Genomic DNA, 8,127 nt, shown 5'->3' with positions numbered 1-8,127 from the left:
CGGGGGTTTCAGTCTGCCTCTTTTCTGGGGGTTTTTGTTGTGGCTTTTTTGGAGAGAAAACAACCCCTACCCCCCCCTCCTCCCCCCCCTCCCCTCCCCCCCCCCCCCCCCCCCCCGAGGCCCGTCAGCTGACAGGCACGTACGCCAGCCCGTGTCCGCCTGCCGCCCCGGCCGCTTCGGTGTCCAAAGTGGTCACCACGGTGCGGGTTTCGAGATCGACGACCTCCACCGCGGTCGACGCCGCTCCGGACACGAAGGCGACCCGGCCGTCCGGATCGGACAGAATCGCGAGCGGGAACTCCGTCGCCAGCTCCATCGACCCGAGCAGTTCGCCGCTGGTCGCCGAAAACGCCAGCAACCGCCCGCCCAGCTCGGCGGCCAGCACCTCGCCGGACGTCGTGCAATGGATCGGCAGCACCGGACGTTCCGTCGGCAGCAGGCCTTCCGGCGTCCCGGCGACCGCGTCGAACACGCGGATTCCGGGTGCCGCGCGGACCGGCTCGGTGCCGTTCTCCAAATACGGTGTCGCGACGTAAAGCCGTTTGCCGTCCCGGGAAATCTCCAGTCCTTCGCTGCCCGGCACCGAAACCTTCTCGACCTCGCCGCTGTCAAGGTCTACAAAGGACACGAACGGCGCTTCCTTGTTGGTCACGAACCCGCGCCGCCCGTCCGGGCTGATCGCGACCCAATGCGGCCCCGGCGCACCGGCGGGGAGATGCCGGACCGGCCGCCGCGTCGCGGTGTCGACCACCACGAGACCGCCTTCGCGCTCTGGCCCGGCCTCGACGGTGGCGTACAGCAGCCCGCGCAGCGGATCGATCGCCAGCCCGTGCGGCGCGTGATCCGGCGAGAGGTCGACCACCTCCAGGATCTCGCGCGAATCCGGATCGATCGCGGTCAGTTCGGTCGCCCGTTCGCCGTGGCTGTGATAGGCGCCGCGGCGGTACGCGCTCGCGGTCCAGACGAGGCGGTGGACCGGGTCGAAGCAAAGGTCGTGCGGCTGCGCGGGCACTTCGACGGTGCCGAGATGCTTCCCGGACCCGATGTCGAAGAAGGCGACCGCCGGACCTTGCGCCCCGGCGACCGCGAGTATCGCTTCGTGCACTGGTTTCTCCTTTCGTGGCTTGCGTGTTCCACTCTGCGTGGTCGCGGATTGCGCGTCGATGCAAGAATCGGCACGGAATCCTTCCGCTGAACGCAAACCTTCCGGGACGGCCATGGACCTGAACCTCTTGCGCGTGCTGGACGTCCTCCTGCAGGAAGGCAGCGTCACGCGCGCCGCGGCCAGGCTGGGCAGCTCGCCCGCCGCGGTGAGCCGCACCCTCGCCAAACTGCGCCGTGCCGCAGGGGACCCGCTTCTGGTGCGCGCTGGTCAAGGCCTGGTCCCGACCCCGCGCGCCCTGGAACTGAAGGACGAAGTCGCCGCACTGGTGCACCGCGCCGACCGCATCCTGGGCCCCGGCCCCGGTTTCACCCCCGCGGACCTGCGCCGCACCTTCACCGTCCAAGCCGCCGATCTGGTGGTAAGCGGCCTGGCCGGCCCGTTGACCGCTCGCGTGCGCGCCGAAGCTCCGCACGCCGAGGTGATTTTCGTGCCAGAGTCCACAGAGGACAGTGGGGCACTGCGCGACGGCCGGGTAGACCTCGAGATCGGCGCCGCCGGGCATCACGATCCCGAAGCCCGCACCGAACCCTTGGTACGATCGACAGTCCTAGGCGTTGCGCGACAAGGAAATCCGCTCTTCGACGCACCCATCGACCCGCCCGCTTTCGCCGCCGCCGAACACATTGGCATCTCCCGCCGCGGCAAGCAGCAAGGCCCGATCGACGCCGCCCTCGCCCGGCTGGGCTTGCGCCGCCGGGTCGCCGTCGTCGTCCCCGGGCATCCGAGCGCCCTCGTCCTGGCCAGCGAAAGCGACCTGGTGACCATCACCATTGCTGGCTGGCTGGACACGTTCCAGTCGGCTTTGGGACTGCGCACCTTCCCCATCCCGCTGGACCTGCCGGCTGTTGAACTAGGCCTGGCCTGGCACCCCCGGACCGCCTCCGACCCGGCACAGCTCTGGTTCCGCGACCACGTGCGCACCGCCCTGCGCGCGTTGGCTTGACCAGTCCGCCGACTCGGTCGTTTGTGCGCGACCTGCTCTCGGAGAGGGTCGTCTGACCAGCGCGGATGCGTTTTCTGTCGGACCCTGGTGGTAGGAATCGAGTCGTGAAGATGACCCTCGCCCAGCGCCGGGCCCGCCTCGGCGTCCGCCACCACCTCGCGGCCCGGGCGACGACCGTCGAGGAAGCAGTCGACGGCGTCGTCGCACTGCACGCCACCGATCCGGCTTCGGTGTACCTGTCCGCCTGGTCGCGCGTGCGCGCGGTCTCGGTCGCCGACGTCGAGGACGCGCTGTACTCCCGGCGCACCCTCCTGCGCCTTTTGGGCATGCGACGCACCATGTTCGTCGCCGATCGCGCCACGGCCGGGTTGATTCAATCCGCGTGTTCGTACGACATCGCCGCCCGCCAGCGCCGCCTGCTGGAAAAGCAGCTGGGCACCCAGGGGCATCCAGAGAACGTCCCGCGTCCCGGCGAGTGGCTGGACGAGGTCATGGCGAGCGTCGAAAAAGCCTTGCGCGCCAGGGGATCGGCGACGGCTCAGCAACTGTCCGAGGACGAACCGCGCCTGCGGCAGCAACTGCTGATGGCGAAGGGGAAGCCGTACGAGTCGATCGGCAACGTCACCAGCCGGGTGCTGTTCCAGCTCGCGGCGGAGGGTCATATCGTGCGCGGCCGCCCGCGGGGGAGCTGGCAAAGCACGCAGTACTTCTGGGCTCCCATGACCGACTGGCTGGCAGGAAGCGATGCGGTTCCCGGCTCCTTTTCCGGGGTTGGGCCTGGCTCCGGCTCCGGCGTCGTCGCCGAGTCGGACCCTGGCTCGACCGACTGGCCCGGCCTCTCCGAAGACGAAGCCCGAGCCGCCCTGGCCCGGCGATGGCTGTACGCCTTCGGCCCCGCGCCGGTCGCCGACCTCCGCTGGTGGACTGGCTGGACGGCAGGCCAAACCAAAAAGGCCCTCGCCGCCGTCTCCCCGGCCGAGGTCGACCTGGACGGCGAACCCGCGATCGCACTCCCCGACGACCTGGCCCCCGTCACCGCTCCAGAGCCGTGGGTCGCCCTTCTCCCGGCCCTGGACCCGACTGCGATGGGCTGGCAGTCACGAGACTGGTACGTCGGTGCGCACGATCCCGCCTTATTCGACCGGACCGGCAACATCGGCCCCACGATCTGGAGCGACGGCCGCGTCGTCGGAGCGTGGGCCCAGCGCCCGTCGGGAGAGGTCGCGGTCCGCCTGCTGGAGGACGTCGGAGCGGAAAAGACCACCGCGGTGGAGGCCGAGGCCGCCCGGCTGACCGAGTGGCTGGGGGAGGCGCGGGTGGTCCCGAAGTTCCGCACCCCGGCGGAGAAGGAGCTGTCCGGGTAGCGGACTGGGGGGTGCGGTCGAGCGGTTCGACGGTCCGGCTGCCGACTCGACGAACGGAACGCCAGGCCGCCGCGCGTGGGCAAAAGCTGTCTGGCTGCCAACTTGCCGCCCGCCGCTCGGCCTGCCGCCGTGTCGGCCTGCTGCCCGGCCTGCCCGTCTGCCAACTTGTCGCCTTCCTCGCCTGTCCGCTGCCTGGCCTGTCCGTCGCCCGCTGCTGCCGCCCTCTTGCCTGCCGCCGTGTCTGCCCGCTGCTCGGCCTGCCTGCGGTCTGCCCGCCTGCCGCCCGAGATGCCCGCCGCTCGCCGTCCGCTCCCGGGCGCCGCGTCTGCCCGTCTTCCGCCGCGTCTGCCCGCCGCTCGGCCTGCCTGCCGCCTACCGCCCTGCCCGTCTGTCGCTCGGCCCGCCCGTCACTCGGCTTGCCTGCCGCCCTGCCTGCCGCTGCGTCTGCCCGCCGCCCGGTCCACCCGCCACACTGCCCGTCTGCCGCCTGCCAACTTGCTGCCTGCCCGCCTGCCGCCGCGTCTGCCCCCTACCCGCCAACTCGCCGCCCGCCTACCCGCTCAGACTGGCCAGTTCGCCTTCAACGATTGCGGGATCTCGCGCCCGCCCGGGTCAGGCGGGAATCCCCGTCGACTCTCAAAGCCGAATCCATCAGCCAACAGCAGAGGACCGCAGCCACCGATCTCCCCGCGGCTCCTCACCGTCGCCTCCCGGCGCAGCCCACGGCGAGAACACCGGTGCCCGCTGCTGACCCGGCCCACCTCAAGGCACCCGAGACAGAGACATCCGGCGTCGGCCGGACCGCGCCCACGGTCACCATTGCCCCCGCCCCGGATGATCACCGACGGTCCCCGCCAAGCACCGAAGCCCGCGCCGGACCGATCCGCGCCGACCCCCTCCGCCCCCCCTCCGCCCCTCCCGGCACGCCCCCGCCCCACGCCGCCCGCCGAAACCGCCCCGACAGCGTGAACCGGGGCACCAAGACCGATCAAGCGAGTGGTCCGCCCCCGCCCCGAACCTCCGCCGCAGCGGCCGCCCCGTTTCCGGTCCTCACCCGGCTGAGCTGGGTTCTTAATCGATTCTTGACGTCTCCGGGCAGTGGTGGAAGTCTCGTCAGGGCAGTCCGGGGCAACGACGCCCGCACGCTAGGGTTGCGCCCGAAACCGGAAGTCGCAGGAGTCGTCCGGGGCGGGCGCCCCGGGGAACTTCCGCAGTGTCAACCGAACGGTCGGCGGCCGGTGCGCCGCCGCCGTGATCAACACCAGAGGAGTGGCAGCAGTGACCGTTCGCGTAGGTGTCAACGGCTTCGGCCGGATCGGCCGCAACTTCTTCCGTGCCGTGAAGGCGAGCGGTCACGACATCGAGGTCGTCGCGTTCAACGACCTCGGCGACGTCGCCACCATGGCCCACCTGCTCAAGTACGACTCGATCCTCGGCCGCTTCCCGGGCGAGGTCAGCGTCAGCGACGAGGGCATCGTCGTCGACGGCAAGACCATCAAGGCCCTCGCCGAGCGCGACCCGGCCAACCTGCCCTGGGGCGACCTGGGCGTGGACGTCGTCGTCGAGTCGACCGGCTTCTTCACCAACGCCGACGCCGCCAAGGCGCACATCGCCGGCGGCGCGAAGAAGGTCATCATCTCCGCGCCCGCCAAGGGCGAGGACCTGACCGTCGTCCTCGGCGTCAACGACGACAAGTACGACGGCTCGCAGACGATCATCTCGAACGCGTCCTGCACCACCAACTGCCTCGGCCCGCTGGCCAAGGTCCTCAACGACGCCTTCGGCATCGAGCAGGGCCTGATGACCACGATCCACGCCTACACGCAGGACCAGAACCTGCAGGACGGCCCGCACAAGGACCTGCGCCGCGCCCGCGCCGCCGCCCTGAACGTCGTCCCGGCCTCGACCGGCGCGGCCAAGGCGATCGGCCTCGTGCTGCCGGAGCTGCTCGGCAAGCTGGACGGCTACGCGCTGCGCGTCCCGGTCCCGACCGGCTCGGCCACCGACCTCACCGTCACCCTCAAGAAGCCGGCCACCGTCGACGAGATCAACGAGGCGTACAAGGCAGCCGCCGAGGGCCCGCTGGCGGGCATCCTGCGCTACTCGGTCGACCCGATCGTGTCCTCGGACATCGTCACCGACCCGGCGTCCTGCATCTACGACTCGCCGCTCACCAAGGTGATCGGGAACCAGGTCAAGGTCGTCGGCTGGTACGACAACGAGTGGGGCTACTCCAACCGCCTCGCCGACCTGATCAAGCTCGTCGGCTCGAAGCTCTGAACCGGATGAGCGTCAAGAACCTCGACGACCTGCTGGGCGAGGGCGTTCAGGGCCGGTACGTACTCGTGCGTTCCGACCTGAACGTCCCGCTCGACGGGTCGGCCATCACCGACGACGGCCGGGTCCGCGCCGCTCTCCCGACGATCAAGAAGCTCGCCGAGGCGGGCGCGAAGGTCGTCGTCACGGCCCACCTGGGCCGCCCCAAGGGCGAACCGGACCCGAAGTTCACGCTCGCGCCGGTCGCGAAGCGGCTGGGCGAACTGCTCGGCTCCGAGGTCCCGCTGGCCGGCGACCTCGTCGGCGAGTCGGCCAAGGCCCTGGTGGCCGGACTGGCTGACGGCGGCGTCGTGCTGCTGGAGAACGTGCGCTTCGACGCGCGCGAGACCAGCAAGGACGCGGTCGACCGGTCCGAGCTGGCGGCCGAGCTGGCCGCGCTGGTGCCGGGCGGGGCGTTCGTCTCCGACGGCTTCGGCGTCGTGCACCGCAAGCAGGCCTCGGTCTACGAGATCGCCGCGGTGCTCCCGGCCTACGCGGGCGGCCTCGTGCTGGCCGAGCTGGACGTGCTGAAGAAGCTCACCGACGACGTCAAGCGGCCGTACGTGGTCGCGCTCGGCGGCTCGAAGGTGTCCGACAAGCTCGGCGTCATCGCGAACCTGCTCACCAAGGTCGACCGGCTGCTCATCGGCGGCGGCATGGCGTACACCTTCCTCAAGGCCAAGGGCTACGAGGTCGGCACGTCGCTGCTGCAGGAAGACCAGCTCGACCAGGTCAAGGGCTTCCTCGCCGAGGCCGAGAAGCGCGGCGTCGAACTGGTGCTGCCGGTCGACGTGCTCGCGGCGACCGAGTTCGCCGCCGACGCGCCGAACGAGGCCGTCGACGTCACCGCCATCCCGGCCGACCGCATGGGCCTCGACATCGGCCCGCGCAGCGCCGAGCTGTTCGCGCGGAAGCTCGCCGACGCGGCGACCGTCTTCTGGAACGGCCCGATGGGCGTCTTCGAATTCGAGGCGTTCGCCGGCGGCACCCGCGCGGTGGCCGAAGCGCTCGTGAAGAGCGACGCGTTCACCGTGGTCGGCGGCGGCGATTCGGCGGCCGCGGTGCGGCAGCTGGGCCTTCCCGAGGACGGCTTCTCGCACATCTCCACCGGCGGCGGCGCCTCGCTGGAGTACCTGGAAGGCAAGGAGCTGCCCGGCGTGGCGGCGCTGGAGGGGAAGAACTAAGTGGCACGCAAGCCCCTGGTGGCAGGCAACTGGAAGATGAACCTCAACCACCTCGAGGCCATCGCCCTGGTGCAGAAGATCGCCTTCGCGCTGCCGGAGAAGTACTACGCGAAGGTGGACGTGGCGGTGCTGCCGCCGTTCACCGACATCCGCAGCGTGCAGACCCTGGTCGACGCCGACAAGCTCTCGCTCACCTACGGCGCGCAGGACCTCTCGCCGCAGGACTCGGGCGCGTTCACCGGCGACATCTCCGGCCCGATGCTGGCGAAGCTTGGCTGCAGCTTCGTCACCGTCGGCCACTCGGAGCGGCGCGCGATCCACGGCGAGACCGACGAGCTGGTCAACAAGAAGGTCAAGGCCGCGCTCAAGCACGGCATCACGCCGATCCTGTGCGTGGGCGAGGAGCTCGAGATCCGCGAGGCGGGCGAGCACCTCGAGCACACCCGCACCCAGCTGATCGAGGGTCTCAAAGGGCTCAAGGCCGAGCAGGTGCAGGCCGTCGTGATCGCGTACGAGCCGGTGTGGGCCATCGGCACCGGCAAGGTCGCGACCGCCGCCGACGCCGAAGAGGTCTGCAAATCCCTGCGCGGGACGCTCTCGGAGAAGTACGGCGACGAGGTCGCCACGGCGGTCCGCGTGCTCTACGGCGGCTCGGTGAAATCCGGGAACGTCTCCGAGCTGGTGGCCGCCGACAACATCGACGGTGCGCTGGTCGGCGGCGCGAGCCTCGACGGCGAGGAGTTCACGAAGCTCTGCGCGCTCGCCGCCGGTGGCCCGCTGCCCTGATCGTGGGCACTACCGGGTAGCCTGTGTGTTCGGTCCGTCACTAGAGCAGTGGACGAGTCCAGGGGTACGGTGAAGATCCGCACACTGTGCGGGTCCGGCCGTACCCCTGCATGCTCCGACAAGCACAGAGGATGACATGAAGCTGTTCCTGCAAATCCTGTTGATCGCCTCCAGCGTCCTGCTGGTGGTGGCAGTGCTGCTGCACCGCGGCCGGGGCGGCGGCCTGTCGTCCCTGTTCGGCGGCGGGATGCAGTCGAGCCTCGCGGGGTCCAGCGTCGCCGAGAAGAACCTCGACCGGATCACGCTGCTGCTCGGGGCCATCTGGCTGATCAGCATCGTGGGTCTCGGCCTCCTGCTCAAGGTCTGACC

Annotated in this window: 7 protein-coding genes; 6 read left to right on the top strand and 1 reads right to left on the bottom strand. The window is 70.4% G+C overall.

The genetic code is table 11. The features are described 5' to 3' along the window. Positions 1-124: 124 nt before the first annotated feature. The gene (locus tag ACZ63D_RS06060) at positions 125-1,105 is read right to left on the bottom strand and encodes a YncE family protein (protein WP_465353190.1); all 981 of its coding nucleotides are present in this window, start codon (positions 1,103-1,105) and stop codon (positions 125-127) included. Between the two features lie 112 nt (positions 1,106-1,217). On the opposite strand from ACZ63D_RS06060, the gene ACZ63D_RS06055 reads away from it, so the two are divergent. From ACZ63D_RS06055 to secG, 6 genes are all read left to right on the top strand, one after another. Further along, positions 1,218-2,108, top strand: coding sequence for a LysR family transcriptional regulator (locus ACZ63D_RS06055; protein WP_465353189.1), 891 nt, complete (start codon positions 1,218-1,220; stop codon positions 2,106-2,108). Positions 2,109-2,218: 110 nt separating this feature from the next. Beyond that, positions 2,219-3,472 (top strand): winged helix DNA-binding domain-containing protein, encoded by a 1,254-nt coding sequence (locus ACZ63D_RS06050; RefSeq protein ID WP_465353701.1) that lies wholly within the window; start codon positions 2,219-2,221, stop codon positions 3,470-3,472. 1,278 nt (positions 3,473-4,750) lie between these two features. Next, positions 4,751-5,752: a type I glyceraldehyde-3-phosphate dehydrogenase gene (gene gap / locus ACZ63D_RS06045; protein WP_465353188.1), complete on the top strand. Its 1,002-nt coding sequence runs from the start codon at positions 4,751-4,753 to the stop codon at positions 5,750-5,752. 5 nt (positions 5,753-5,757) lie between these two features. Then, the gene (locus ACZ63D_RS06040; RefSeq protein ID WP_465353187.1) at positions 5,758-6,972 is read left to right on the top strand and encodes a phosphoglycerate kinase; all 1,215 of its coding nucleotides are present in this window, start codon (positions 5,758-5,760) and stop codon (positions 6,970-6,972) included. Then, a complete protein-coding gene (gene tpiA, locus ACZ63D_RS06035; RefSeq protein ID WP_465353186.1) occupies positions 6,973-7,758 on the top strand; it encodes a triose-phosphate isomerase in 786 nt (261 codons plus the stop codon). A gap of 136 nt (positions 7,759-7,894) precedes the next feature. Beyond that, complete coding sequence (gene secG / locus ACZ63D_RS06030) at positions 7,895-8,125, top strand: preprotein translocase subunit SecG (protein WP_033292761.1); 231 nt, start codon at positions 7,895-7,897, stop codon at positions 8,123-8,125. The last annotated feature ends 2 nt before the right edge of the window (positions 8,126-8,127 follow it).

This window comes from Amycolatopsis sp. NPDC104775 (assembly GCF_055583325.1).
The sequence above is the reverse complement of the archived record's forward strand: the minus strand, read 5'-3'. Positions and strand labels throughout refer to the sequence as shown.

Bases quoted from the DNA above. Each gene is read 5' to 3' on its own strand.
- ACZ63D_RS06055 (WP_465353189.1), top strand. From the start codon at position 1,218: ATGGACCTGAACCTCTTGCGCGTGCTGGACGTCCTCCTGCAGGAAGGC.
- ACZ63D_RS06050 (WP_465353701.1), top strand. From the start codon at position 2,219: ATGACCCTCGCCCAGCGCCGGGCCCGCCTCGGCGTCCGCCACCACCTC.
- ACZ63D_RS06040 (WP_465353187.1), top strand. From the start codon at position 5,758: ATGAGCGTCAAGAACCTCGACGACCTGCTGGGCGAGGGCGTTCAGGGC.
- secG (WP_033292761.1), top strand. From the start codon at position 7,895: ATGAAGCTGTTCCTGCAAATCCTGTTGATCGCCTCCAGCGTCCTGCTG.